This window comes from Stenotrophomonas lactitubi (genome assembly GCF_002803515.1).
GTDB lineage: Bacteria > Pseudomonadota > Gammaproteobacteria > Xanthomonadales > Xanthomonadaceae > Stenotrophomonas > Stenotrophomonas lactitubi.
On sequence record NZ_PHQX01000001.1, the window covers coordinates 847,823 to 871,485 of the forward strand.

Sequence of the window (23,663 nt, forward strand, 5' to 3'; positions counted from 1 at the left end):
GGCCCACACATCCCCGGTTCTAGGCTGGCCCGGTTCCGTAGGAGATTGTCACCGCAGCACATTCGGGGGATCCAGGATGGGTAGAAGTGGCATGGACCAACAGCGCCGACGGGTACCGATGACCCGCGGGCTGGGGCTGCGATTTGCGCTGTTGACGGGCATGGCGATCGGACTGGTCGCGCTGTCGGCCGTGATCCAGGAGCTGCAGGCGGCATCGACCGCGTGGATCGCAGGGCAGGGCTACTGGTCGCGGGGGCAGCAGGACGCCACCGCAGCGCTCAGCCGTTACCTGGCTCGTGGGCACCTGCTGGATCTGCAGGATGCCCAACGGGCATTGCAGGTTCCGCTGGGTGACCTGCAGGCTCGCAAGGCGCTGGAGCAATCCGAACCGGACGAGGCGACAGCCCGGGCCGGTTTCCTGCGTGGGGGCAACGCCCGCGCCGACATTCCGCGGCTGATCTTCTCGTTCCGCCACGCGCGCAATGTCGGTGCCTTCCGCGAGGCCACCTGGTTGTGGCGGCAGACCGACGCGGACCTGCTGGCCCTGCAGGCATTGTCGGAGGAGCTGCAACGCCGCCATGGCGCGGGACCATTGGACGAGGCGACCGTGGATGAGTACCTGCACCGGCTGCGGGGCATCGACCACCAGCTGCGCGCACAGGCGCAGGCGTTCTCGCAGGCGCTGCTGCGCATGGCCCGCGCGGTGCGCATCGCAACCCTGGCCGTCGGCGGCCTGTCGGTCCTGTTGATCAGCCTGATGGCAGTGGCCCTGGCCCGCCGGGTCGGCAAGGACCTGACCGAGCACGAGAGCCGCTTCCGGGCGGCCTTCTACCAGGCCAACGTCGGCATGCTCAAGCTGGATGCCAGCGGCCGGGTGGTGGAGGCCAACCAGGCGATGGCCGACATCCTCGACCATCGCCGCGACGTGCTGCTGCAGATGTCGCTGGCTGATCTGCTGATGGAGGGCGAGCTGGTCATCGATGGGGGTGGCCGCATCGACTGGGATCGCCAGCTGCGACCGGGCGAACTGCGCTTCCGGCGTCGTGATGGCAGCCTGGTATGGGGACGCTGGAGTGGTACCGGCGTGCGCACCGCCAGCGGTGGCCTGTCGGTGTTCGCCATCGTTGAGGATGTCAGCCAGAACCATGCCCTGGCACGCGAGATCGAGCACCATGCCAGCCACGATCCACTGACCGGCCTGATCAATCGCCGCGAGATCGAGCGCCTGCTGGAGAAGTCGCTGCTGCAGGTCCGCTCCGACGGTGGAACCCACGCACTGGGCTACATCAACCTGGATCACTTCAAGCTGGTCAACGACAGCTTCGGCCACGCGGCCGGCGACCAGATGCTGCGCAGCTTCGCCGAGTACCTGGTCGGCGCGGTGCGTGATGGCGACTGGGTGGGCCGCCTGGGCGCGGATGAGTTCGCGGTGTTCCTCGCCCGCGCCAACCAGGATGAAGCCAAGCGCGTATTGCAGCGGTTGATCCGCAACCTGGGCCAGGCCACGTTCCCGATCAGCGAAGGCAGTCCGCAGCTGAGCTGCAGCGTGGGCGTGGTCGAAGTGACGGCCGAGGCACCGGACGCGAACTGGTTGATGAGCGCCGCCGACAGTGCCTGCTATGCAGCCAAGCAGGCCGGCCGCAACCGCGTGCATTGCTTCAACGAAAACCGGCTGGCCCTGGAAGAACGACGGCTGGAAGCCGAACGCCTGCAGCGGGTCAGCCGTGCCATGGCCGAGAACCGCATGCTGTTGTATGCGCAGCGCATCGCCAAGGTAGGTGATCCGTCCTACCTGCACTACGAAGTGCTGGTGCGCATGCGTGACAGCGACGGCGTGCTGCACCTGCCGGGCCAGTTCATGCCGGCGGTGGAGCGCTACGGCATGGCGGTGGTGCTGGACCGGCACGTGCTCGGCCTGCTGTTCCGCCACCTGCAGGTGTGTCCGGCGCACGTACGCCAGCTCGGCCTGTGCAACGTCAATGTGTCGGCCCAGTCGATCGCCGAGCCGGGATTCCTGGCGTTCGTCTGCGACCTGCTGGAGCGCAACCGCGCACTGGCGTCCAAGCTCTGCTTCGAGATCACCGAAACCGCGGCGATCGGCAACCTGAGCCAGGCACGAGCCTTCATCGACGCGTTCAAGGCGCGCGGATGCCGGGTGGCGCTGGATGATTTCGGCTCGGGCCTGTCCTCGTTCGGCTATCTGCGGCAGCTGCCGGCGGACATGCTGAAGATCGATGGTGCCTTCGTGCGTGACATGGATACCGATCCGGTCAGCCGTGCCAGCGTGCGTGCGATCAGCGAGCTGGGCCGCGAACTGCAGATGGAGGTGGTGGCCGAGTGGGTGGAGACCATTGAAGTGGCCGAGGCGCTGGCCGGGATGGGGGTGCAGGGCCTGCAGGGCTATGCCATTGAACGGCCGCAGCCACTGGAGCGGCTGACCCTGGCTGACCTGCGGCCAATGCGTTTGGCCGGCACGCAGGGGCCATCGGCTGCCGGCTGAAGGTGCTGCGGCCGGGCTGCGCCCGGAACCCGCGGTAGTGCCGGCCGCTGGCCGGCAACCTCAACAGCAACAGCAACAGCGGGGTTCTGGGGGATGGCGGGGTGGGTCCGGTTGCGGGGGACGCCGTAAACCCATCCATGGGGGCTTGGCCGCGGCATCCATGCCGCGGACACCCCCGCAACCGGACCCACCCCGCCTTCGACAGGTTCACGCGGCTGTTGGTGGGTGTCGACCTTGGTCGACGCGTAGATCCACGCCATGCGTGGATGACATCCAATCCATTCAATGATTTCGAAATCGGTATGAACATCCATCCACGCACGGCGTGGATCTACCAGATGGCGGGACACTGTCAGGGGTGGGGCGGTATGGGCGGGCAGGACCGTTGGCGCCATGGATGGCGCCATCGAGCCCCCATGGATGGGTTTACGGCGTGTCCTGCCTGCCCATACCGCCCCGCCCACCTCGGTAGCCCGCTTTCGCTGTTGCTTCGGCTCCGGCCTCTGTGGGTGCCGGGCGGCAGCCCGGCCAGCACCCCCACCACTTTGGTCTACACATCGGCGTTGCCTTCGACTGCGATAATGCCGCCAGGGGCGACGCGCAGTGGGCGCGGACGTAAGCAGTAACAGGACGTGGCGTGGGCGGCAGGCAGGTGCGTTTCGAAACAGGGGCGGTGCTTGTCCTGCTGCTGGTGTGGTTGGCGTTGCCGTGGCTGGGCCATGCGCGCAGCGTCGACGCCGGCCGCGATTACCTTCTGGTCGGCACCGCGACGGCCGAACCTACGCCCCATCGCGCGTGCACGCCGGAGATGCTGGCCGGGCCGCGCCAGCAGACACGGGTGAATGCACCGCCAGAAGGCTGGTCCGGCGAGCCGCAGGCGCTGGATGTCTTCAATGTCTTTGCCGGCGAAGTGCGGCTGCAGCACGGTGACCGCGAGATCTGCGGCAACATGCAGGACGCGCGCACCCGCGATTCACGCTTCCGTGCGGGCATCGGCATGGTGGCGGTACCCGCTGCCGGCAGCCACGAACCCTTCCTGGTCTCCTGGCAGACGCCGCTGAAGGCACGCTGGGTGCCGACACTGCAACTGGGCGCGCCCAGCCCGGTACAGCAGAACGACACTGCCCGGCTGCTGGTGCGCGCCGCCTGCATCGCCGTGGCAATCGCGCTGGCGCTGTCGGCGCTGATGGCCTATCTGACCACCCGCGACCGTAGTTTCCTGATGTACATCGGTGCCACCCTGGTGCTGGTGCTGTGGCAGTCGATCCTCGGTGGTCTCAGCGGCTATCCCGAACCCTGGCTGCGCGTCGGCGGGCGCGGTGACTGGTGGCTGCTGGCGCTGACGGCAGCGACCCAGGCACTGGTGTTGCCGGCGATGTGGCGCCTGAACGGCGGTGACCGCGTGCTGCCACGTTCGCGCGTGGGCCAGCAGTCGGTGCTGTGGTCCCTGCTCACGCTGGCGGCACTGGTGCCGTGGTTGCAGCGCGATGGACTGGGCGTGGTCGCGCAGGTCCTGCAGGGGACCTTCATCGTCGGCTGCGCACTGTCGTTGGCGATGGGCATCTGGGCCCGCCTGCGCGGCGATGTCTGGTCGCTGGCGGGGCTGGCCGCACTGGCTCCGATGCTGGTGCTGATCGTGGCCGACGCCGCCAGTGCGCACTGGCTGATGGAGTACCGGGTGGAGGCCCTGCAGCTGGCAGTCACCTGGCTGCTGATGATGGCGGCCTACGCGCTCAACCTGCGCCTTGGCCGGCTGCGCCAGCAGCGTGATGAAATGCGACAGCTCGCCGAGACCGACATGCTGACCGGCCTGCCCAACCGCCGTGCCGGCCTGCACCAGCTGGCCCAGCATCTGCAGGGCGGCGAGCGTGAGAGGGGCCCGCTGGTGATCGGCTTCCTCGATATCGATCTGTTCAAGGACATCAACGATCGCCATGGCCATGAGATCGGTGACCAGGTGCTGGTGGCCGTGGCGCGCGCGCTTCGCGCCGCTGTCCGCAGCGAGGACCAGGTGGTGCGGATGGGGGGCGAGGAGTTCCTGCTGCTGTTGCCGGGCATGCCGCGGGAGATCGCGGCCGCCCGCCTGGAACGCCTGCGCCAGCGCATCACCGAGGCCTGCCGGGACCTGCAGGTGCCCGGTCTGGAGGTGACCGCGAGCATCGGCCTGGCACAGTGGCGGCCGGCCGAAGATGACCTGGCCGCGCTGCTGCGGCGCGCCGACCACGCCATGTACGTGGCCAAGCGCAGTGGCCGCAACCGGGTGTTCGATGGCGAGACCGAAGATCCATTGACCACGGCATGAGGCGGGAAGGGCGGCGATGCCGGATAATGGGGCGATGACCAGCCGACTCAACAAATACATCGCCGACACCGGCTTCTGCTCCCGTCGCGAGGCCGATCGCCTGATCGCCGCCCGCCGCGTCACCGTCAATGGCCATGCCGCCGGCACCGGCGCAGTGGTCGGCGAGGAGGACAAGGTGCTGGTCGACGGCCAGCCGTTGCGCGTTCGCACTGCCCGCAAGCCAGGCGCCCGCCGCCACGTGTACATCGTGCTGAACAAGCCGGTGGGCGTGACCTGCACCACCGAAAGCACGGTGAAGGGCAACATCGTCGACTTCGTCGGCCATGAACAGCGCATCTTCCCGATCGGCCGCCTGGACAAGGAATCGGAAGGCCTGATCCTGATGACCAGCAACGGCGACATCGTCAACCAGATCCTGCGCGCTGAAAACGGCCACCAGAAGGAATACCTGGTGGCGGTGAACAAGCCGGTCACCGACGAATTCCTGCGCGCGATGGCCCGCGGCGTGCGCATTCATGACCAGATGACGCTGCCGTGCAAGACCTCGCGGATCGCCAAGTTCGGTTTCCGCATCACCCTGCAGCAGGGCCTGAACCGGCAGATCCGGTTGATGTCGGCCGAGTTCGGCTATCGCGTGACGCAGCTGCGCCGCGTGCGCATCGACAACATCAAGATCGGTGCGCTGAAGCCCGGCCAGTGGCGCAACCTGACCGAGCAGGAGCTGCACGGCCTGTTGCCGCAGCAGCAGGACTGGTAAACGACGTGTGTAGAGCCGAGCCTATGCTCGGCTGCCGTTGCCCGGGTGCAGTCGAGCATGGGTGCGGCTCTACATCAGCTAGACTTTGCGGCGACCTGCCGGAACGTGACGCTGCATGATCAAGCCCGACAAGCCCGCCAACGAAGCGCTGCGCCTGGAGGCGCTGTACCGCTACCGGATCCTCGATTCCGAACGGGAACGCTCGTTCGATGATCTGGTCGCCATTGCCAAGGCGGTATGCGGCACGACGATGGCGGCCGTGACCCTGATCGACGTCGAGCGGCAGTGGTTCAAGTCGATACAGGGCATCGATGCGGCCGAGACCCTGCGCAGTGATTCGATGTGTGGCCATGCCATCCTGCAACCGCAGGAGATCATGGTGGTCGAGGACGCGCTGCAGGATGTGCGCTTCCACGACAACCCTGTAGTAACTGGCGACCCGCACGTGCGTTTCTATGCCGGTGCACCGCTGATCAGCAGTGACGGCCTGCCGTTGGGCACGCTGTGCGTGTTCGACGCGCGCCCGCAGCACCTGGCAAGCGACAAGGCCGAAGCGCTGGCCGCGCTGTCGCGGCAGGTGATGCTGGTGATGGAGCTGCGCCGCTTCGCGCTGGACATCCAGAAGCACATGCTCGAGCGCGACGACTACGAGCGGCTGCTGTCGGACTACCACGACCTGCTGCTGGCACAGAATGCCGACCTGGCCGAACAGAGCCGGACCGATGCGCTGACCGGCCTGCCCAACCGCCGCGCACTGGCAGCAGCGCTGGGTGAAGCCGTGGTCGCCGTTGATGGGCAGGCGCGGCAGGCCTGTGTGGCGCTGGTGGACATCGACCATTTCAAGCACATCAATGATTTCCAGGGCCATGCGACCGGCGACCGGGTGCTGGCCGAACTGGGGGCGCTGCTGCGCTCGCACTTCGCCGGGCGCGGCATGGCCGCACGCTACGGCGGTGAGGAGTTCGTCGCACTGATGCCGGACGTGGATCTGCGTACCGCCGAGCTGCAATGCGAGTTCCTGCGCGTGGCGGTGTCCAACCTGCCGCTGGGCTTCCCGGTGACGATCAGCATCGGCGTGGCGCAGCACCGGCCTGGTGAAACCTCCGAGCAGACCCTGGCCCGTGCCGATGCCGCGCTGTACCGGGCCAAGGGCGCCGGCCGCAACCGGGTGGAAGTAGCGCCTTGACCGCCGGGGTGGCTGCGGTGGCTTCACGCGATGCGTGGATGCACCAGTAGATCCACGCCACGCGTGGATGACCGGAGCGTTTCCGGACAGTCGCAACCACTGCGATCCCCGTAGGGCACCCTCAACGTCTCACTGCAAGGACGTCGACCATGCTGCAGACCCTGGCCATCGCCAACTACCGATCACTGCATGCGCTGGTGCTGCCGATGCAGCAGCTCAACGTCGTCACCGGCGACAACGGCAGTGGCAAATCCAGCCTGTACCGCGCGCTGCGCCTGCTGGCGGAAACCGCGCAGGGGGGAGTTGCAGCGGTACTCGCCCGGGAGGGTGGATTGGGTTCGGCGCTGTGGGCCGGTCCGGAAAAGATCGACCGCCGCGTGCTGACCGGCGAGATCCCGCTACAGGGCGGGGCGCGGCAGGAATCGGTGGGGCTCAAGCTGGGCTTCGCCACCGATGAATTCGGCTACGCCATCGACCTCGGCTATCCGCCGCCGAGTCGATCGGCCTTCGCGCTGGATCCGCAGATCAAGGCCGAATCAATCTGGGCGGGACCGTTCCTGCGCAGCGCCAACCTGCTGGTCGACCGCCGCGGTGCGCTGGTGCGGCAGCGGCACCCGCGCGGCTGGGACCTGGTGGACGACCGACTGTCCCTGTTCGACAGCCTGTTCACCCAGGTGGGCGATCCGCAGCGCATGCCGGAAGCCATCACCTTGCGCGAGTACATCCGCCGTTGGCGCTTCTACGACCACTTCCGCAGCGATGCCGATGCACCGGCGCGACAACCGGCGATGGCGACCCGTACCCCGGTGCTGCACCATGACGGCCGCGACCTCGCCGCCGCCTGGGTGACGATTCTGGAAATCGGCGATCCGCAGGCGCTGGCGCGCAGTGTCGAGGATGCATTCCCGGGGGCGACGGTCAGCTTCGGGGAACTGGATGGCCGGCTCGCGCTGCGCTTCCACCAGCCCGGGCTGCTGCGGCCACTGTCGATGGCCGAACTGTCCGACGGCACGCTGCGTTTCCTGTTGCTGGCAGCGGCGCTGCACACGCCTCGGCCGCCGCCGCTGCTGGTGCTCAACGAGCCCGAGACCAGCCTGCATCCGGATCTGCTGCCGGCGCTGGCACGCTTGATCATCGCCGCAAGTGCGCGCAGCCAGGTCTGGGTGGTATCGCATGCCACGCGCTTGATCGCCGCGCTGGAGCAGGCACCGCACTGCCATTCGATGCACCTGTACAAGGAGCATGGGCGGACGCTGCTGGGCGGGCAGGGCCTGCTGGATGCACCGGCCTGGCATTGGCCGCAGCGCTGAGACGGGTACCGGGAAGATCCGCGCAATGCGCGGACACACTCAATCGGCGATGTTGCGCGCTTCGGATGTGCCGAGGATCTCCGGATGCTGCACGCGCTTGCGGCGGTTCAGCAGCGGATGCAGGAACACGGCACCGACGATGATCGCCACGCCCAGATAGAACCACGGGGTGACTTCATGCTGCTCGCGCAGCAGCACCACGGCCAGCAACACGGCGTAGACCGGCTCCAGGTTGGTGACCAGCTGCACGGTGTAGGCGCTGAGGTGGCGCAGCGCGACCAGGGCCAGGGCGAACGGCAGCAGCGTGCAGACCCCGGCCAGCACCAGCAGCAGGATGCCGTCGTGCAGGTCGGGAACGATCCACAACGGGCTGGCCAGCGCCGGCAGCAGGTACGGCATCAGCGGTGCCAGCAGGGTCAGGGTGATGGTGCCGGCGCCCAGCTCCAGCGCAGTTACCGTCAGCGGATCGGCATGGCTGACCATGCGCTTGTTGAGCGAGCCGAACACTGCCACCAGCAGGGCCGAGAGCGCGCCGATCAACACGCCCATGCGCATGCCGTCGGGCACGCCGCCCACCACCAGCGCCACACCGGGCAGCACGGCCAGGCCGAAGGCCAGCTCGCGCATCTGGAACGGGCGTTTGGCCACCCACGGTTCGATGATCGAAGTGAACACCGGTGCCAGGGCGATGCAGGTCGCAGCAACCGAGGCATTGGCCAGCTTCACCGCGCCATAGAACGTCAGCCAATGCAGCGCAACCAGCGCGCCGATGCCGGCATAGCCGGCGACCAGCCGCAGCGGCAACGTACGCAGCCCGCGCCAGACCCGCGGCAGCAGTGCCAGCATCGCCACCACCAGCAGCATCCGCCACCACACCAGCGGCAGCGCGGGCAGGGTGATCAACTTGCCGAGGATGGCGGTGACGCCCCACAGCAGGACACAGAAGTGGATCTGCCAAAGCGCTTTGCGGGTGTCGGGTGTGCTCATCGCCCTATTGTGAGGCAAGGCGCATCGGCGGGCGATGCCTGTGGCATGCTCGCGGCGTTGCCACGAGGGAGCCGTGCATGCCCGCTGCCAGTTTTCTTCTGCTGCGCGGCTGGGCGCTGTTGACCGCGCTGGTCGCGGCAGCATCGCTGCTGCTGCAGTTCGCCCTGCTGATGCGCGGCATCGGCGCCAGCCTGGGCCCCGGCGTGGCGAGTCTGCGCTTCTTCAGCTACTTCACCATCCTCAGCAATCTGGCCGTGTGCCTGGGCTGCGTCCGGCTCTGCCGCGGCCGCGCCCTGCGACCGACGGTGGCCGCCACCCTGGCACTGTGCATCGGCGTCACCGGCCTGATCTATCTGCTGGCGCTGCAGGGGCTGTGGCAGCCAACTGGCCTGCAGTGGTGGGCCGATGTCGGTCTGCACTACGTGGTGCCGCTGCTGTATCTGGCCGGTTGGGCGGGGCTGCTGCCTCATGGTGACCTGCGCTGGCGCGCGTTGGGCGCGGTCCTGCTGGTGCCGCTGGCCTACCTGGGCTGGGCGATGCTCACGGCCTCGTGGCTGGGCAGCGCACCGTATCCGTTCCTGGAAGTGCAGCGGATCGGTTCGCGTGCATTCGGCCTCAGCCTACTGCGCGTCGGCGGGGTGTTCGTGCTGGGCTGGACACTGCTATGGGCCGTGGATCGCTGGCGCCGTCGATGAGCCGCTGCAACGCCATCGCCGCCGCCGGATTGCGTGCCTTGCCGGCGCCGATGCACAGCAGGTAGACCTCGCGCGGCGCGGCCGCGGCCGGTGGGGCCAGGCAGGGCAGGTCGTCCACTATCTCGCCTCCGGCCCAGCACCGCGCGCGCCCGGCCCAGCGCTGCTGCATCGGCAGGGGCAGACCTTCGCTCAGCCTGGCCTGGCTGCGTTTGATCCGTGCATAGACGAAGCCGGCGGTGATGTCACCGTGCAACGGTGACTCGTCGCTGTCTTCGATCACCAGGGCCACGCCATGCCGGCGCGCCGCTTCGACCAGTTCGCTTCCATGGACGCTGGCGTTGCGCACCTCCAGTGCATGCTGCAACACCGTTCCATCCAGCCGCTTTGGCAACTGTGCCATGAAGGTGTCCAGCGCCTCGGCATCGGCCGGGTGCTGCGGGTCGAACTGCCAGAGCAACGGGCCAAGCCGGTCGCCGAGAGCGATGGCTGCCTGCAGGAACGAGCCAGCTGCCTCGACCGTGGACGATAGATCTCGCCGCTGCACAAGATGGCGCGGCGCTTTCATCGAGAAGCGGAAGCCGTCCGGCGTCTGCGCGGCCCATTGCGCACACTGGGTCGCTGTCGGGGTGCGGTAGAAGGTGCCGTTGATTTCGATGCAGCGCAACGCGCGGCTGGCGTAGGCCAGCTCTTCGCGCTGGATCAACCCTTGTGGATAGAAGGCGCCGCCACGCCACTGCGGGTACACCCAGCCGCCGATACCGCAGCGGACCGGCGCCGCAGACGCTGATCGTGCCGTCATTGCGTGTGTTCCGCCCGCCACGGATCGTAACTGCCGAACCACCACAGGTAGCCTTCCGGGTCTGCGCAGGCATAGCCACGCCCACCGTAGGCCTGGTCGGCGATGTCGATGACGATGCGCGCACCGGCGGCCTTGGCCCGTGCATAGTGGGCGTCGGCGTCGGTAACGATCACGCAGGCGCTCTGGGTCTGCCGGCCGTCGACTTCATCGGGCATCACCGCCAGCTTGGCCCATTCGCCGCTGTTGCTGGCAGATCCGAGCATGATCATGCCCTGGCCGAACACCAGCTGTGCGTGGTGCACGGTATCGCCGTCGGCATACACGGCCTGCGCGTGAAAACCGAACGCGCGCTGCAGCCAGTCGATGGCCGCCAGCGCATCGCGGTAGCGCAGGCACGGAATGATGGTGGAGCCGTTGCTGCTCTGGCCGTTCGCACCCATGACACCCCTCCTATGGCACAGGGCAGGCTGCACCCGGGACCGTTACCATCGCGCGAAACCCCGGTGACGGCGTGCACATGGCCGCTACCCCTGTTCGGAGATGGTGCTGGATGAATACCTGGATCGGAGGAGCCGTGCTGCTTGCGTGCACGACCATGGCCAATGCGGCGACGCCGCAGCAGCTGCAGGACCTGGATGCGACCGTCGAGCGCGTGCGCGCGCAGTTCGACGTACCCGGTATCGCCGTGGCCGTGGTCAAGGACGGGCAGGTGGTGCTGGAGCGCGGCTGGGGCGTGCGTGAACTGGGCAAGCCGGCGCCGGTCGAGGCCGACACCCTGTTCGCCATCGCCTCCAACACCAAGGCCTTCACTGCCACCTCGCTGAATCTGCTGGCCGAGGACGGCAAGCTGAAGATGGACGACAAGGTGATCGACCACCTGCCATCGTTCCGCATGTCCGATCCGTTCGTGACCGGGCAGATGACGATCCGCGACCTGCTTTCGCACCGCAGTGGCCTGAGCCTGGGCGCGGGCGACCTGCTGTTCTGGCCGACCACGTCCTACAGCAATGCCGAAGTCGTGCAGCGCCTTGGCCAGGTGCCGCTGAAAGGTGGTTTCCGCGAGCGCTATGCCTACGACAACATCCTGTATGCGGTCGCCCAGCAGGTGGTCGAGCACGTCTCGGGCATGAGCTACCAGCAGTTCCTGCAGACGCGCATCTTCGACAAGGTCGGCATGGCCGGCACGCGTTACAACGCCGATCACCTCAGGGCTGGCGACAACGCTGCGGTCGGTCACGCCAAGTACGATTTCAAGGATCTGCGTACCGTTGCGCCGTTGACCTGGTCGAACAACGCCGGGGCCGGTGGCATCTATTCCAGTGCCCACGACATGGCACGCTGGATGCAGGTGCAGCTGGCCGAAGGCAAGCTGGCCGATGGCACGCCGCTGTTCACTGCCAAGAGCCAGCAGCAGATGTGGCAGATGATCACGCCGCAGACGATTCCGGCGCCGAGCGTGCCGGAGCTGGCGCCGGCGCGGGCCAACTTCGCCGGCTATGGCGAGGGCTGGAGCCTGAGCGACTATCGCGGCCAGAAGCTGGTCTGGCACACCGGTGGCTGGCCGGGCATGGTTTCGCGGCTGACGCTGGTGCCGGGCGAGAAGCTGGGCGTGGTGGTGCTGACCAACCAGGAAGTGGGTGCGGCATTCAATGCGATCACGCTGAGCGTGCTTGATGCCTACCTGGGCGGTGAAAAGCACGACTGGGTGGATGCCTATGCGAAGGGCGTGGCCAAGGGCCAGGACAAGGCCGACGAAGCGTGGGCCAAGCACCAGGCGGAGCGTGACAAGGGCAGCAGGCCGTCATTGCCGCTGGCCGGGTATGCGGCCACCTACCGCGACCGCTGGTATGGCGACATGGTCATCCGCGCGGAAGGCAAGGACCTTCGGCTGCGCTTCGCAAAGACGGCACAGTTGAGCGGCCGCCTGGAACACTGGCAGCACGACACCTTCATCGTGCGCTGGGACGATCGCTCGCTCAATGCCGATGCGTTCGTGAATTTCAGCCTGGACCCGGATGGAAACGTGCGCGAGGTGCGCATGCAGCCGATCTCCGACCTGACCGATTTCAGCTTCGATTTCCAGGATCTGCTGTTCACCCCGGTGAAATAACGCCGCCGGGCGTGGCGCTACTGTTTGGCCGAGCGGATTGGTAGCGCCGGACCACGTCCGGCGAGCGCGTAGCGCGGTTGCAGGGGCCGCCGGGCATGGCCCGGCGCTACCCGGAACCGGGGGCGGTCGTCGGCCGGCGTACACACGCGGCGTGGGATACTCCGTCGGCTATCGATGGCGAGGGAATGCGATGTTCCGTTGGTTTGAATCCCTGATTCCGGTGTTTCCGCCCATTGACGGGCGCATGCCGCCGCGCACCGTGGTGCCGTTCTACCTGCACTACCTGCGACCGGTGTGGCCGGTGCTGCTGGCCACCCTGATCGCCGGCCTGCTGCTGGCGCTGGTGGAAGTGGCGATGTTCGATTTCCTCGGCCGCATCGTCGACATGGTTGCCGAGCAGCCGGGCGCGGGTTTCTTCCAGCGCCACGCCGATACCCTCGGCTGGATGCTGTTCATCACCGTCATCGCGCGCCCGATCCTGGTCGGTCTGCACAATCTGCTGGTCAACCAGGCCATCGTGCCGGGCCTGAGCAATCGCTCGCGCTGGTTGATGCACAACTACGTGGTGCGGCAGAGCCTGAGCTTCTTCCAGAACGACTTCGCCGGCAGCATGGCCAACCGGGTGATGCAGACCGGTACCTCGCTGCGCGAGTCGGCGGTGCAGATGGTCGATTCGCTGTGGTACATCGTGGTCTACACCGGTACCGCGCTGTACCTGTTCGCGCAGGCCGACTGGCGGTTGATGGTGCCGCTGATCCTGTGGCTGCTGGCCTACGTGGTGATCATGATCTACTTCGTGCCGCGCGCGAAGGAACGGGCCTGGATCGCGTCGGAGGCGCGCTCCAAGGCGATGGGACGCATTGTCGACGGCTACACCAACATTCCCACGCTGAAGCTGTTCGCCCATGGCGGCCGCGAGCAGGCCTATGTCGCCGATTCGATCCAGGAACTGGCGGTCAAGCACCGCGCGCAGACCCGGATCACCACCGGCATGGACCTGACCATCGCCATCGTCAACGGGTTCCTCATCGCCGGAACCTGTGGTCTTGCGCTGTGGCTGTGGAACGGCGGACACATCACTGTCGGCGCGATCACCCTGGCGACCGGCCTGGTGATCCGCATCCACAACATGTCCGGCTGGATCATGTGGACCATCAACGGCATCTTCGAGGACATTGGCACCGTGCAGGATGGCATTACCACCATCGCCCAGCCGCTGACCGTGCAGGACCGTGAGGATGCTGTACCGCTGCGTGTGACCCGTGGCGGCGTGCACTTCCAGGATGTCCATTTCCACTACGGCAAGAAGGGTGGCGTGATCGCTGGCCTTGAGCTGGTGGTGAAGCCGGGCGAGAAGATCGGCCTGGTCGGCCCGTCCGGTGCCGGCAAGTCGACGCTGGTGAACGTACTGCTGCGGCTGTACGACCTGGAAAGCGGTCGCATCCTGATCGACGACCAGGACATCGCCTACGTCACCCAGGAAAGCCTGCGCCAGCAGATCGGTGTGGTGACCCAGGACACCTCGCTGCTGCACCGTTCGATCCGCGACAACCTGCTGTACGGCCGCCCGGATGCCAGCGACGAGCAGCTGCGCGCGGCCGTGGCCAAGGCGCGCGCAGAGGCCTTCATCGATACGCTGGTCGACGGCGAAGGGCGTCGTGGCTACGACGCGCATGTCGGCGAGCGTGGCGTGAAGCTGTCCGGTGGCCAGCGCCAGCGCATCGCCATTGCCCGCGTGCTGCTGAAGGATGCGCCGATCCTGGTGCTGGACGAGGCCACCTCGGCGCTGGACTCGGAAGTGGAAGCGGCGATCCAGGACAACCTGGACGAACTGATGGGTGGCAAGACGGTGATCGCGATCGCCCACCGCCTGTCGACCATCGCGCGGATGGACCGGCTGGTGGTGATGGACCAGGGCCGCATCGTCGAGACCGGTACCCATGCCGAGCTGATCGAGGCCGGTGGCCTGTATGCGCGCTTGTGGGCGCGGCAGACCGGTGGGTTTGTTGCTGCCGAGGAGTAGATCCACGCCATGCGTGGATGCACCGCTCGGAAGGCAATGCTCCACAGGGTTGGTTGAAAGGAAACTGGGCTGATTTCTTGCTGCCAAGACCAGGAAAAGGTGCGCCTTGAACATTACCGACTTTCTGCTGATGGACTATGAGGGTGATGAAATCGAAGCGGATGCGCATGGCAGCAACATCGCATTCCTCTGCTTCGACTGCGGGCATCCAGTCCTGGCCAGCGCGTTGGATGAGCAGCGGGGCAGCGACGAGGAGCATCCGTCCAAATGCCGTGGCTGCGGTGCAGAGTATTTTCTCGATGTCCGGCCACACGCGGAAAAACTCTACATCCACATGCTCTGAACCGACGAGCATCCACGCATGGCGTGGATCTACTGCAGGATCCGGGTGGATGGGATGCGCCTGCACACATGGAAATGAAAACGGCCCGGGTCTCCCCGGGCCGTTTGCGTTCAACTCACACCCGACCGATCACTCGATCGGCTGGTCCAGCATCAGCTGGCGCGCGAAGCGCACCGGCGGGGCGCCGTAGGACAGCATCTGGTCGTGGTAGGCCTTCAGGTTGAACTTGTCGCCCAGCTTGTCCTGCATCGCCTTGCGGGTGTCGAAGTGTTCCTGTGCACCGACGAAGTAGGTCGGCAGCTGTGCCGAGGTCAGCTGCGCACGCACCCACTTGCCCGAGGCTTCGCTTTCCTGCTGGAAGGCGTCGTGGGTCATCAGGTGCATCGCCTTCTCGCGATCCCAGTTGTCCACGTGCACGCCCTGGTCGAGGATCGCGTTGGAGATGGTGCGCAGGTAGAACTTCAACTGCACCAGGTGGAACAGCGGGTCGTTGTTGAGGTAACCCTGCTCCTGCATCATGCGCTCGGTGTAGACCGCCCAGCCTTCGGCGAACAGGCCCGAGCGCAGCACGGCGCGCAGGGTGGAGGGGAACTTGGCCGAGTGCCAGCCTTCCAGGTAGTGGCCCGGGGTGCCTTCGTGGATGCTCAGCAGGTGGATCATGCGCGAGTTGTACTCACGCAGGAACGAGTCAACCTGCTTGTCGTTCCAGTCGTCCGGAATCGGCGAAACGGCGTAGAACGTCTTCAGGTTCTTGTCCAGCGGGCCCGGCGAATCGCAGTACGCCACGGCCACGCCACGCTGGAATTCCGGCATCAGGATGATGTCCACCGGCGCGTCGGGCAGGGTCATCAGGTCGTGCTCGCGGACGAACGCGGTGGACTGCTCCAGTGCGGCCTTGGCATCGTCGACAACCTTGTCGCGCGCCGGCTTGTCAGCGTAGGCCAGCTCCAGCGCGGCCTCGATCGCCTTCTGCTGCTGTTCGTCGCTCGGCTGCGCCGGCATTTCCGGTGCGCCCGGCTTGTCCTTCAGCACGGTCTGCGCGATGCCGTACATGTCCTCGCGCACGCGCTTCAGTTCGGCGCGCGCACGCTCACCGATCTCCTGCCGCGACAGCGAGGAATTCAGCGCGAACTTCAGCTTCTGGTCGTACTTTTCCGCACCGATGCGGAAGTCACCCTTGGCGTTCGGCACCAGGGTCTTGTCCAGCCAGGTCTGCTGCTCGTCCACGGCCTTCTTCAGGCCGTCGATGGCGGCCTGCAGGCGCTGCTGGTCGGCCTGCGGCAACTCGCCGATGTGCGGGGTGATGAAGGTATCGACGATGCTGAGGATGCCCTTGTTCTGCTTGGCCACGGTCTCGGCATGGATCTTCGGCACGCGTGCCGGATCCAGGTTCTCGCGGGCCTGGGCGAAGATCGCCGGCAGCTTTTCCATGCGCGCGGTGGCCGACTTCAGGCGCTCCGGCAGCGGCGCGAACTCGCGCGCCATCAGGCCGTAGATCGCGCTGCCGGCAACGCCGTTGTACAGCTGCGGGTCCCACTTGCCGGACTGCATCACCTCGGCATTCCAGATTTCCGACTGCAGCTGGTTGCGCAGGATCGCGGCATCCACCTGATTCTCGCGGCCCAGCTTGGCCACCTCGATCTTGTCCAGTTCGCCAAGCAGGCCCTTGTAGGCGTCCACGGTCTTCTGCTGGCCGGCCGCGCTCAGGTCGTCGATCTCGCTGTCATAGCGGTGGTCGCCGATCTGGGTGGCGCTGACCGGGGACAGCTGCATCCAGGTGTCCAGGGCACGCTTGGACAGGTCGGCGAAGGCGGCATCGACCGCCGCATCACCAGCCTGCTGGCTGGCGGCCGGGGTGGAACCGTTGGTCGGGGCATCGGCCGGCTGGCAACCGGCGAGGGCGGCGACGAGGGCGAGGGCAAGAAGATGCGGGCGCATCGGCATTCCTGTACGGGGTCAATCCCCGAGCATAGGCCCCCGGGGCTGCTTTGTCCCCGTGCCATAGGATTACCATGGGCGCACACAAGGACCCTCCAGCGGAGCGCAGGACATGGAATACCAGGGAAGCTGCCATTGCGGCAGGATCGCATTCACCGTGCAGGCTGATGCACCCATCAAGGACGTCATCGACTGCAACTGCTCGATGTGCCGCCGCCGCGGCAGCCTGCTCTGGTTCGCCCCGCGCGAGGCGTTCCAGCTGGGCACCGACATCGCCGACGTGGCGACCTACCAGTTCAACACCCACAACATCGATCACCATCACTGCCGCGCGTGCGGCACCGCGCCCTACAGCGAGGCGGTGGACCCGCGCAGTGGCCTGCCGATGGTGGCGATCAACGTGCGCTGCCTGCCGCAGGTAGAGCTGGGTGGATTGTCGATCACCTCGTTCGACGGAGCCTCGCGATGACGGCGCCTCGCGTGTGGACGCGTGTGGTTATCGTGCCGGCATTGCTGCTGGCGCTGGCGGCCTGTGCCAAGAACGGTGAGCGAGCGCAGGAGTCCGGCGCAGTCGCTGCCGATGCCGATGCCGCTGTCGCTTCGCCGGAAGGCGCTTTCCTGGCCTACGAGCACGATGTGCAGGTGCAGCTGGAAGCGGCGCAGATCGCGCCGCGCATCCAGCAGGTCGCACAGGCCTGCCAGAACGCGAAGTTCGGAGAGTGCGCGGTGCTGCAGGTGGATCAGCGCAGTGGCGAACAGCCCAGTGGCGAAGTCAAGGTACGCATCGCGCCGAAGGGTGTGGAATCGCTGATCGGCCTGGCCGGCGAAGGCGGCAAGCTGCAGGCGCGCAATACGCGTGCCGAGGACCTGGCCCAGCAGGTGGCCGACACCGCGCTGACCAAGGCACGCCTGGAGAAGGAGCACGCGCGGCTGCTGTCCTACCAGGACCGCGGCGATCTGAAGATCGAGGATCTGATGGCGATCACTACGCGCCTGTCGGAGATCGAGGCGGGTGTGGAGCAGGCCACCAAGGACGCCGCCCAGCAGCGCAGGCGCATCGATACCCAGCTGGTGACGATGCATTTCGACACCACCTCCGGCCAGCGTAGCCGCAGCGAGATCGGCGAAGCACTGAGCGAGTCGGGCAGCATTCTCAGCACCAGCGTGGCATTCCTGATCCGAGCTGCGGCGGCATTGCTGCCGGTGGGTCTGGTGGCGCTGGTGATGGCCTGGATCGTCCGTGCGCTGATCCGTCGTCGCCGCCGCAAAGCCTGATCGATACCGCGCGATGCGCTCGCCGGGCATGGCCCGGCGCTACCGGAATGTGCAGAAGGTAGCGCCGGGCCATGCCCGGCGGCTGTTCACCCTTCGTCGGTCTCGTATTCGACGAACACATCCAGTTCCAGCGCCAGTTCCTGCACCGCATCGCGCACCTTCTGCGCGGTGCTCTCGTTGCCTACTTCCACTTCCAGTTCGTGGGTACCCGGGCCGATGTCGTCGGACAGGCCGGCCGAACTGGAATCATCGTCATCCATGTGCGGCATCAGGTCGTCGGTCTCTTCGACGTGTTCGATGCCTTCCAGGCCGAGCAGCAGGTCGCTGATCGCACGGGCATCGTCTTCAGTTCCGGTAATTCGCAGTCGCAGCAGGGCCATGGCGGAAGCACGTTGTGGGGTTCGCCTGCAGCCTAGCCAGCGCCGGGCAAAGATCGGGTGAGGGCGCAGTCAGCCGGGTGTGCTCGGGCGCCCCAGCAGGCTGTCGGGCAACGCGGGAATAGGCGTGCGTTCGTCCTGCGCCTGGCTCAGCAACCAGTCGATGAACAGCCGCGCGGCGGGGCTGGGCGGCCGCCCTTCGGCATGCACCACGTAATAGGCATAGCGTGCCTTCATTGCAGGACCTGGCAGGCGCACCAGCTCATAGCGCTGCAGATAAGGCTGGGCGACGTGGGTGCGTGCCAGCACCGCGCCCATGCCATACACCGCCGCGCGCATCGCGTCGGTACTGTCGGCGAAGGTGTGCATCGCCGGCAACGGCGACGGCGGGCGCACGCCGGCGTGGCGGAACCAGTCGCGCCAGCCCTGTGGTGACAGATCACTGAGCAGCGGCAACTCAGCAATGCGTGCCGGGTCTTCCAGTACTTCGACACCGGACAATGCCGGGGACGCGACGGGAAAGAGGTTGTCGTCCATCAGGTGCTGCGCGTGCAGTCCGGGCCACTGGCCCAGTCCATAACGGATGCCCACCTCCGGGCCGTTTTCGTCGTAGCGGTCCAGGCCACTACCCGTGTGCAGCTCGATGCGGATGTGTGGATGGGCCTGGGTGAAACGGGGTAGACGTGGCAACAGCCAGCAATACGACAATGAGCGCAGCGTAGCGATCCGCAGCGGCACGCTGTCCGCGTCCGGCTGCAGATGGTGGGCGACGGCGGCCACATCGGTGAACGCGGCGCTGGCGGCGTCGGCCAGCTGCCGGCCTTCGGCCGTCAGTCGTACACCGCGAGCATGGCGCAGGAACAAGCGCGTGGCCAGCACCTCTTCCAGGCGACGCACATGGTGACTGACCGCGCTGGCGGTCAGATGCAGTTCCTGCGCCGCCTGGGCGAAGTTCTGATGGCGCGCGGCGACCGCGAAAACGGCCAGCGCAGGAAGCAGGGAAGGGCGTAGCAGCATGTCCAGCCTCAAGCCATATTTGTGGCTGGCAGCGATACTACGCGCTTGTGCAGCGGGCGTCTGCGGCCGATCCTGTGTGGCCAGACCAGCGCCACGTTGACGGACGGACACAGAAGATGAATGCGATACCCCAGGCGACCGAGCGTGATTGGCGCACACCGCTGGAACTGACCCTGCTCGGCGCGATCTGGGGCTGCTCGTTCCTGTTCATGCGGGTGGCGGTGCCCTCGTTCGGTCCGTTCGCCCTGGTCGAGGTGCGGCTGGTGCTGGGCGCGCTGGTGCTGCTGCCGTTCCTGTGGCGCGCCCGCGCGCAGTTCCCACCGCGCCGGTGGCTGTGGCTGGCACCGATCGGCCTGGTCAATTCGGCGTTGCCGTTCGTGCTGTTCGCGTACGCCGCAGAGCGTGCGCCGGCCGCCATCGGTGCGATCTGCAATGCGATGACCGTGCTGTTTGCCGCGTTGATTGCGTTCCTGTTCTTCGGCGAGAAGATCGGTGTGCGCCGCGCGGGCGCGCTGCTGGTCGGTTTTGCCGGCGTGGTGGTGCTGGCCACGGCCAAGATCTCGGGGTTGAGCATCGGTACGGCCGTGCTGGCCGGTGCGGCAGCCTCGCTGCTGTACGGACTGGGCGTGAACCTGGTGAAGCGGCACATGACCGGTCTGCCCTCGGCTGCGGCCGCCGCTGCCACGTTGTCGTGCGCCTCATTGTGGTTGTTGCCGATGGCGCTCACGCATCTGCCGCAGGGCCCGATTCCGGGCAAGGCCTGGGGCGCGGCGATCGCGCTGGGCGTGGTCTGCACCGGATTCGCCTTCCTGATGTTCTATCGCCTGATCGGCCGCATCGGCCCGTCGCGTGCGTCAACGGTGACCTACCTGGTTCCGTTGTTCGGTGCTGCGTTTGCCTGGCTGTTCCTGGGCGAAGCGGTGACGGTGCAGATGTTGATTGCGGGTGCGTTGATTCTGGGCAGCGTGGCGGTCAGCCAGAAGGGCTGAGGCTCATTGGCGCCCACGCATCGGTAGCGCCGGGCCATGCCCGGCGAGCCCTTTTCCGCGGCTGCGGGGAGGTGTCACTTTCTTTGCTCGTGCAAAGAAAGTAACCAAAGAAACACGCCGCCAAACCGCGAGCCGCCGTGCTTCGCACGTCGGTACCCTGCGCTCCTCGGTCCGCCGAGGGACGACGCGGGAACTCGCTGCGCTCAGACACCCGCGCCTCTTTGCCCTCGCCGGACCTGCGGTGCTCGGCTCGCTCAAGGCGGACCCAGACCAAAGGCTACAGCTGCACCCAGTAGATCCACGCCATGCGTGGATGCATTTGCTGTTGATCTTGCCCTTTCAGTCCGCCTTGAGCGAGCCGAGCATCGCAGGGGACCGACGTGCGAAGCACGGCGGCTCGCGGTTTTGCGGCGCGTTTCTTCTGGTTACTTTTCTTTTCGCGCGAAAAGAAAAGTAACGCCCATGAACAATGAAGCATCTTCAGCACGCGTCATGTGCAGGAAGCCAAGCCACTACCGCACCGGCACCGGGATATTGCACAGGTCGATATGTCCCGCCGGGCGCTTGTAGAAATCATCCACGCGGTTGCGCCGCGCTTCGACCGTATCGGCGAAGGTCTTCGAGTCGGTGCGCAGCACCTGGATCGGCGTGCGCTCGGCCGCGGGTACGTCGCTGACGCGACGGATCGACACGATCGGCGTGCGCAGCTTCGGGTCGGCGTAGAAGCCCATCGGTGCCGGTCCGCGCGGGGTCGCGCTGAGCAGTTCCATGCCCTTCAGCACGCGGCCGACCAGGGTGATGTTGCGGTCCAGCTGGCGCGGCGATTGGCCAGTCACCACGTAGAGTTCTGCACCGATGCTGCTGTCTTCCTCGTTGCTGCGGCCCGCACCCAGCATGCCGTAGCAGTGCGCCAGCCAGGCCTTGCCGGCCTGCGGGTCCTGACCGACCGGGAAGCCGTCGACGAAGCCGGTCTGCGCTGCCCAGCCATCGCGATCCGGCAGCACGCTCACCTTCAAACCGCTGTTGGCACGCTCGAATTCGGCCGGCAGCTTGCGCTGTGCGCTGCCGAACGGTTTGGCCTTGGCGGCATCGTCGGCGTCGGCATCGCCGAACTGCACCACGAAGTTGTCCTGCGAGCGGTAGATGCTGGTGCCGTCCCAGAAGTGCTCGTGGGCGAAGGTCTGGATGTTGCCGACATGGCGCGGGGCGAACTGCGGCGCCAGCTCGATGATCACCCGCCCGGCCGGCAGGTCCATGTACAGCAGGTTGGCCGGGTCCGGCGTGCGCCAGTCGCTGGCCGTGGAGGCATCCAGGATCTGCTGCGGGCTGCGGTAGGGCGTGGCCGCGCTGGCGAGTGCGGGCAGCAGGCAGGCCAAGGCCAGGGTGGACAGGGCAAGACGGCGACGGTGCGGCATGGGATCCCCGGGGCATGAACGAGGCTTCGATTCTGCGCGAGTCGCTGCTGTTGCGCCAATCCTGCAGACTGGCTGTCGCGCCGCCCCTGCGGCACGATGTGCTTCCTTTGCATGGACGCACGAAATGCCAATGCTGGATCCAGGGGCCAAACTGCAGGCGATGGTCGATGGCTATCTGAAAGGCAATATCGATGAAGGCGAAGACGGTGTCTGCTGGCTGCATGCACAGTCGCCACGGATGCTGGTCGATATCGATGGCCGCCGGCGCAGTTGGTGGGCGCCGCGGAACAGTGAGCTGCTCGACTGCCTTCAGGTCAGTCCGCAGGCACCAGCCGCAGTGCAGGCGGCTGCGTTGTTTCTCGCCGGCGCGGACGGCAATGGTCACACGCGTCAGGCGGCGCTGCAGCGGATGGGCGCCCTTGCAGGACGTCTGACGCTTTCCAGTGCGTTGCTGCGCTGCAATGACTGGGTCCCTGAGGTGCGGGTTGTAGCCCAGCAGGTGGTGGAAGTTCTGCTGTCCCGCTGCAGCATCGACGACGTGCTGGCAGCGTGGCCGCTGGCGGTTCGCTTGCAGGATGCGCAACGGGTGGATGCCGATTGGCGCAGGGATACGCTGGAGGGCTGGCTATCGGCGCCCTCGCAGCGGGCAGTGCTGGGTGGCCTGCTCGTCCATCGTGACTCACGTACGCGGCTGAGCGCCCATGCGATCGCCTTCGATGTCCACCCGGAGCGTGTGGCGATCCGTGCGCGCGCGCTGCGGGACAGCGATCCGCGCATTGCACGCATGGCCTTCCAGGACCTTCTCGATGAGGGCGACCCATCGCAGGTGCTGGAGCAGTGCAGCATCGCGCTGACAGCTCCCTCCAGCCAAGTGCGCGCGTCGGCCCTGCGGACGTTGGTGGCGCATGAGGTGGAAGGGATCGACGTGTTTGTCGAGGATGCACTGTTCGACCGTGCACGGGCCGTCCGCAGTCTGGCGGCATTCCTGGTGCGGCAGCGCCACGCAACGCCGGCCATCGAGTTGTGGCGCAGCGCATTGGCGCAGCAGACAGCGGGGCGCTGGCGCGTGGCGCTGGAAGCGCTGGCCGACCATGCCGTCGCTGAGGACGTTGCACTGTTGCGGTCGCTTTATCCACGGGTGACGGCGCGCCATCGGCGCAATTGCGTACGAGGCTGGATACGGGCCGAGGGCGGCGCAGGGCTGGCGTTGCTGCGCGTTGCGCTGGAGGAGCCGGGGCGAAGCATCCACGAACTGTTGACCCACGCGCAGGCGGACTGGGTAGCCGAACTGGACGCCCCCCGGCTGCTGGCGTTCTGCCACGACGGTCCTTCCCCGGTGGCTCAGACCGGACTGCTTCGGCTGCTGCCCCACATGCCGTTGTGGCAGCATCTGGAACTTCTGCTGGATGCGGTCCCGCAGAGGCAGGACGAACGTGCATGGCATCTGCGCCTGGTGGAGAACTGGCTTCGCGTGAGCGAGGGTTACTCACCGCTGTCGGCAGCGCGCCGACAAGCCCTGCTGACCCGCCTTGAACACGGTGGGCATGACCTCTCCAATGCAATGGCACAGCGGCTGGCTGAGGCGGTCCGCCAAGCCTGATGTGGCCGGTGCCCAACCGGCAGAGTGACTAACGACACAT

20 protein-coding genes are annotated in these 23,663 nt (G+C 66.7%); 13 read left to right on the top strand and 7 right to left on the bottom strand.

Annotation, left to right across the window (positions count from 1 at the left end; genetic code table 11):
• Positions 1–76: 76 nt before the first annotated feature.
• From CR156_RS04020 to CR156_RS04040, 5 genes are all read left to right on the top strand, one after another.
• Positions 77–2,500 (top strand): putative bifunctional diguanylate cyclase/phosphodiesterase, encoded by a 2,424-nt coding sequence (locus CR156_RS04020; protein ID WP_100551992.1) that lies wholly within the window; start codon positions 77–79, stop codon positions 2,498–2,500.
• Between the two features lie 637 nt (positions 2,501–3,137).
• Complete coding sequence (locus tag CR156_RS04025; RefSeq protein WP_100551993.1) at positions 3,138–4,802, top strand: sensor domain-containing diguanylate cyclase; 1,665 nt, start codon at positions 3,138–3,140, stop codon at positions 4,800–4,802.
• Between the two features lie 34 nt (positions 4,803–4,836).
• Positions 4,837–5,559, top strand: a complete 723-nt coding sequence (locus tag CR156_RS04030; RefSeq protein ID WP_099821461.1) for a pseudouridine synthase — start codon at positions 4,837–4,839, stop codon at positions 5,557–5,559.
• A 115-nt stretch (positions 5,560–5,674) separates the two neighbouring features.
• Positions 5,675–6,745, top strand: coding sequence for a sensor domain-containing diguanylate cyclase (locus CR156_RS04035; protein WP_100551994.1), 1,071 nt, complete (start codon positions 5,675–5,677; stop codon positions 6,743–6,745).
• A gap of 149 nt (positions 6,746–6,894) precedes the next feature.
• Complete coding sequence (locus CR156_RS04040; RefSeq protein WP_100551995.1) at positions 6,895–8,055, top strand: AAA family ATPase; 1,161 nt, start codon at positions 6,895–6,897, stop codon at positions 8,053–8,055.
• A 39-nt stretch (positions 8,056–8,094) separates the two neighbouring features.
• On the opposite strand, the gene CR156_RS04045 is transcribed toward CR156_RS04040, so the two are convergent.
• Positions 8,095–9,042: a DMT family transporter gene (locus tag CR156_RS04045; RefSeq protein WP_100464207.1), complete on the bottom strand. Its 948-nt coding sequence runs from the start codon at positions 9,040–9,042 to the stop codon at positions 8,095–8,097.
• 77 nt (positions 9,043–9,119) lie between these two features.
• Here CR156_RS04045 and CR156_RS04050 point away from each other — a divergent pair, with 77 nt between their 5' ends.
• Positions 9,120–9,737: a Pr6Pr family membrane protein gene (locus tag CR156_RS04050; RefSeq protein ID WP_100551996.1), complete on the top strand. Its 618-nt coding sequence runs from the start codon at positions 9,120–9,122 to the stop codon at positions 9,735–9,737.
• Here CR156_RS04050 and CR156_RS04055 read toward each other — a convergent pair.
• Both CR156_RS04055 and CR156_RS04060 read right to left on the bottom strand, forming a co-directional pair.
• Entirely contained in the window at positions 9,658–10,536 is an 879-nt protein-coding gene (locus CR156_RS04055; RefSeq protein WP_100551997.1) for a DUF72 domain-containing protein, read from the bottom strand. The two genes, CR156_RS04050 and CR156_RS04055, sit on opposite strands and share 80 nt — an antisense overlap.
• A complete protein-coding gene (locus CR156_RS04060) occupies positions 10,533–10,976 on the bottom strand; it encodes a VOC family protein (RefSeq protein WP_100551998.1) in 444 nt (147 codons plus the stop codon). Before CR156_RS04060 ends, CR156_RS04055 begins: the two co-directional genes overlap by 4 nt.
• Positions 10,977–11,086: 110 nt before the next feature.
• On the opposite strand from CR156_RS04060, the gene CR156_RS04065 reads away from it, so the two are divergent.
• From CR156_RS04065 to CR156_RS04075, 3 genes are all read left to right on the top strand, one after another.
• Positions 11,087–12,646: a serine hydrolase gene (locus tag CR156_RS04065; protein WP_100551999.1), complete on the top strand. Its 1,560-nt coding sequence runs from the start codon at positions 11,087–11,089 to the stop codon at positions 12,644–12,646.
• 190 nt (positions 12,647–12,836) lie between these two features.
• Positions 12,837–14,669, top strand: coding sequence for a multidrug efflux ABC transporter SmrA (gene smrA, locus CR156_RS04070; RefSeq protein ID WP_100552000.1), 1,833 nt, complete (start codon positions 12,837–12,839; stop codon positions 14,667–14,669).
• A 106-nt stretch (positions 14,670–14,775) separates the two neighbouring features.
• The gene (locus CR156_RS04075) at positions 14,776–15,012 is read left to right on the top strand and encodes a hypothetical protein (protein WP_100552001.1); all 237 of its coding nucleotides are present in this window, start codon (positions 14,776–14,778) and stop codon (positions 15,010–15,012) included.
• A 129-nt stretch (positions 15,013–15,141) separates the two neighbouring features.
• On the opposite strand, the gene CR156_RS04080 is transcribed toward CR156_RS04075, so the two are convergent.
• The gene (locus CR156_RS04080; RefSeq protein ID WP_100552002.1) at positions 15,142–16,950 is read right to left on the bottom strand and encodes a DUF885 domain-containing protein; all 1,809 of its coding nucleotides are present in this window, start codon (positions 16,948–16,950) and stop codon (positions 15,142–15,144) included.
• Between the two features lie 112 nt (positions 16,951–17,062).
• Here CR156_RS04080 and CR156_RS04085 point away from each other — a divergent pair, with 112 nt between their 5' ends.
• Complete coding sequence (locus CR156_RS04085) at positions 17,063–17,419, top strand: GFA family protein (RefSeq protein WP_089239800.1); 357 nt, start codon at positions 17,063–17,065, stop codon at positions 17,417–17,419.
• Positions 17,416–18,225, top strand: a complete 810-nt coding sequence (locus CR156_RS04090) for a DUF4349 domain-containing protein (RefSeq protein WP_100552003.1) — start codon at positions 17,416–17,418, stop codon at positions 18,223–18,225. The genes CR156_RS04085 and CR156_RS04090 overlap by 4 nt, the downstream gene beginning before the upstream one ends.
• An 86-nt stretch (positions 18,226–18,311) precedes the next feature.
• On the opposite strand, the gene CR156_RS04095 is transcribed toward CR156_RS04090, so the two are convergent.
• Together CR156_RS04095 and CR156_RS04100 are read right to left on the bottom strand one after the other, a co-directional pair.
• Positions 18,312–18,605, bottom strand: a complete 294-nt coding sequence (locus tag CR156_RS04095) for a hypothetical protein (RefSeq protein WP_025877698.1) — start codon at positions 18,603–18,605, stop codon at positions 18,312–18,314.
• Between the two features lie 69 nt (positions 18,606–18,674).
• A complete protein-coding gene (locus CR156_RS04100; RefSeq protein ID WP_100552004.1) occupies positions 18,675–19,619 on the bottom strand; it encodes a LysR substrate-binding domain-containing protein in 945 nt (314 codons plus the stop codon).
• A 116-nt stretch (positions 19,620–19,735) separates the two neighbouring features.
• On the opposite strand from CR156_RS04100, the gene CR156_RS04105 reads away from it, so the two are divergent.
• Positions 19,736–20,608 carry a DMT family transporter gene (locus CR156_RS04105; RefSeq protein WP_089239805.1) on the top strand — a complete coding sequence of 291 codons (873 nt, stop codon included), beginning with the start codon at positions 19,736–19,738 and terminating at the stop codon, positions 20,606–20,608.
• A gap of 512 nt (positions 20,609–21,120) precedes the next feature.
• Here the strand turns inward: CR156_RS04105 and CR156_RS04110 are convergent.
• Complete coding sequence (locus CR156_RS04110; RefSeq protein WP_100552005.1) at positions 21,121–22,023, bottom strand: peptidylprolyl isomerase; 903 nt, start codon at positions 22,021–22,023, stop codon at positions 21,121–21,123.
• Between the two features lie 130 nt (positions 22,024–22,153).
• Between CR156_RS04110 and CR156_RS04115 the strand changes: the two genes are divergently transcribed.
• Entirely contained in the window at positions 22,154–23,623 is a 1,470-nt protein-coding gene (locus tag CR156_RS04115; RefSeq protein WP_100552006.1) for a hypothetical protein, read from the top strand.
• Positions 23,624–23,663 lie beyond the last annotated feature (40 nt).

Excerpts from the sequence above, each read along its gene's own strand:
- CR156_RS04020 (WP_100551992.1), top strand. The coding sequence starts at position 77 with ATGGGTAGAAGTGGCATGGACCAACAGCGCCGACGGGTACCGATGACC.
- CR156_RS04030 (WP_099821461.1), top strand. The coding sequence starts at position 4,837 with ATGACCAGCCGACTCAACAAATACATCGCCGACACCGGCTTCTGCTCC.
- CR156_RS04035 (WP_100551994.1), top strand. The coding sequence starts at position 5,675 with ATGATCAAGCCCGACAAGCCCGCCAACGAAGCGCTGCGCCTGGAGGCG.
- CR156_RS04040 (WP_100551995.1), top strand. The coding sequence starts at position 6,895 with ATGCTGCAGACCCTGGCCATCGCCAACTACCGATCACTGCATGCGCTG.
- CR156_RS04045 (WP_100464207.1), bottom strand. The coding sequence starts at position 9,042 with ATGAGCACACCCGACACCCGCAAAGCGCTTTGGCAGATCCACTTCTGT.
- CR156_RS04050 (WP_100551996.1), top strand. The coding sequence starts at position 9,120 with ATGCCCGCTGCCAGTTTTCTTCTGCTGCGCGGCTGGGCGCTGTTGACC.
- CR156_RS04055 (WP_100551997.1), bottom strand. The coding sequence starts at position 10,536 with ATGACGGCACGATCAGCGTCTGCGGCGCCGGTCCGCTGCGGTATCGGC.
- CR156_RS04060 (WP_100551998.1), bottom strand. The coding sequence starts at position 10,976 with ATGGGTGCGAACGGCCAGAGCAGCAACGGCTCCACCATCATTCCGTGC.
- CR156_RS04065 (WP_100551999.1), top strand. The coding sequence starts at position 11,087 with ATGAATACCTGGATCGGAGGAGCCGTGCTGCTTGCGTGCACGACCATG.
- smrA (WP_100552000.1), top strand. The coding sequence starts at position 12,837 with ATGTTCCGTTGGTTTGAATCCCTGATTCCGGTGTTTCCGCCCATTGAC.
- CR156_RS04080 (WP_100552002.1), bottom strand. The coding sequence starts at position 16,950 with ATGCGCCCGCATCTTCTTGCCCTCGCCCTCGTCGCCGCCCTCGCCGGT.
- CR156_RS04085 (WP_089239800.1), top strand. The coding sequence starts at position 17,063 with ATGGAATACCAGGGAAGCTGCCATTGCGGCAGGATCGCATTCACCGTG.
- CR156_RS04090 (WP_100552003.1), top strand. The coding sequence starts at position 17,416 with ATGACGGCGCCTCGCGTGTGGACGCGTGTGGTTATCGTGCCGGCATTG.
- CR156_RS04095 (WP_025877698.1), bottom strand. The coding sequence starts at position 18,605 with ATGGCCCTGCTGCGACTGCGAATTACCGGAACTGAAGACGATGCCCGT.
- CR156_RS04100 (WP_100552004.1), bottom strand. The coding sequence starts at position 19,619 with ATGCTGCTACGCCCTTCCCTGCTTCCTGCGCTGGCCGTTTTCGCGGTC.
- CR156_RS04105 (WP_089239805.1), top strand. The coding sequence starts at position 19,736 with ATGAATGCGATACCCCAGGCGACCGAGCGTGATTGGCGCACACCGCTG.
- CR156_RS04110 (WP_100552005.1), bottom strand. The coding sequence starts at position 22,023 with ATGCCGCACCGTCGCCGTCTTGCCCTGTCCACCCTGGCCTTGGCCTGC.
- CR156_RS04115 (WP_100552006.1), top strand. The coding sequence starts at position 22,154 with ATGCTGGATCCAGGGGCCAAACTGCAGGCGATGGTCGATGGCTATCTG.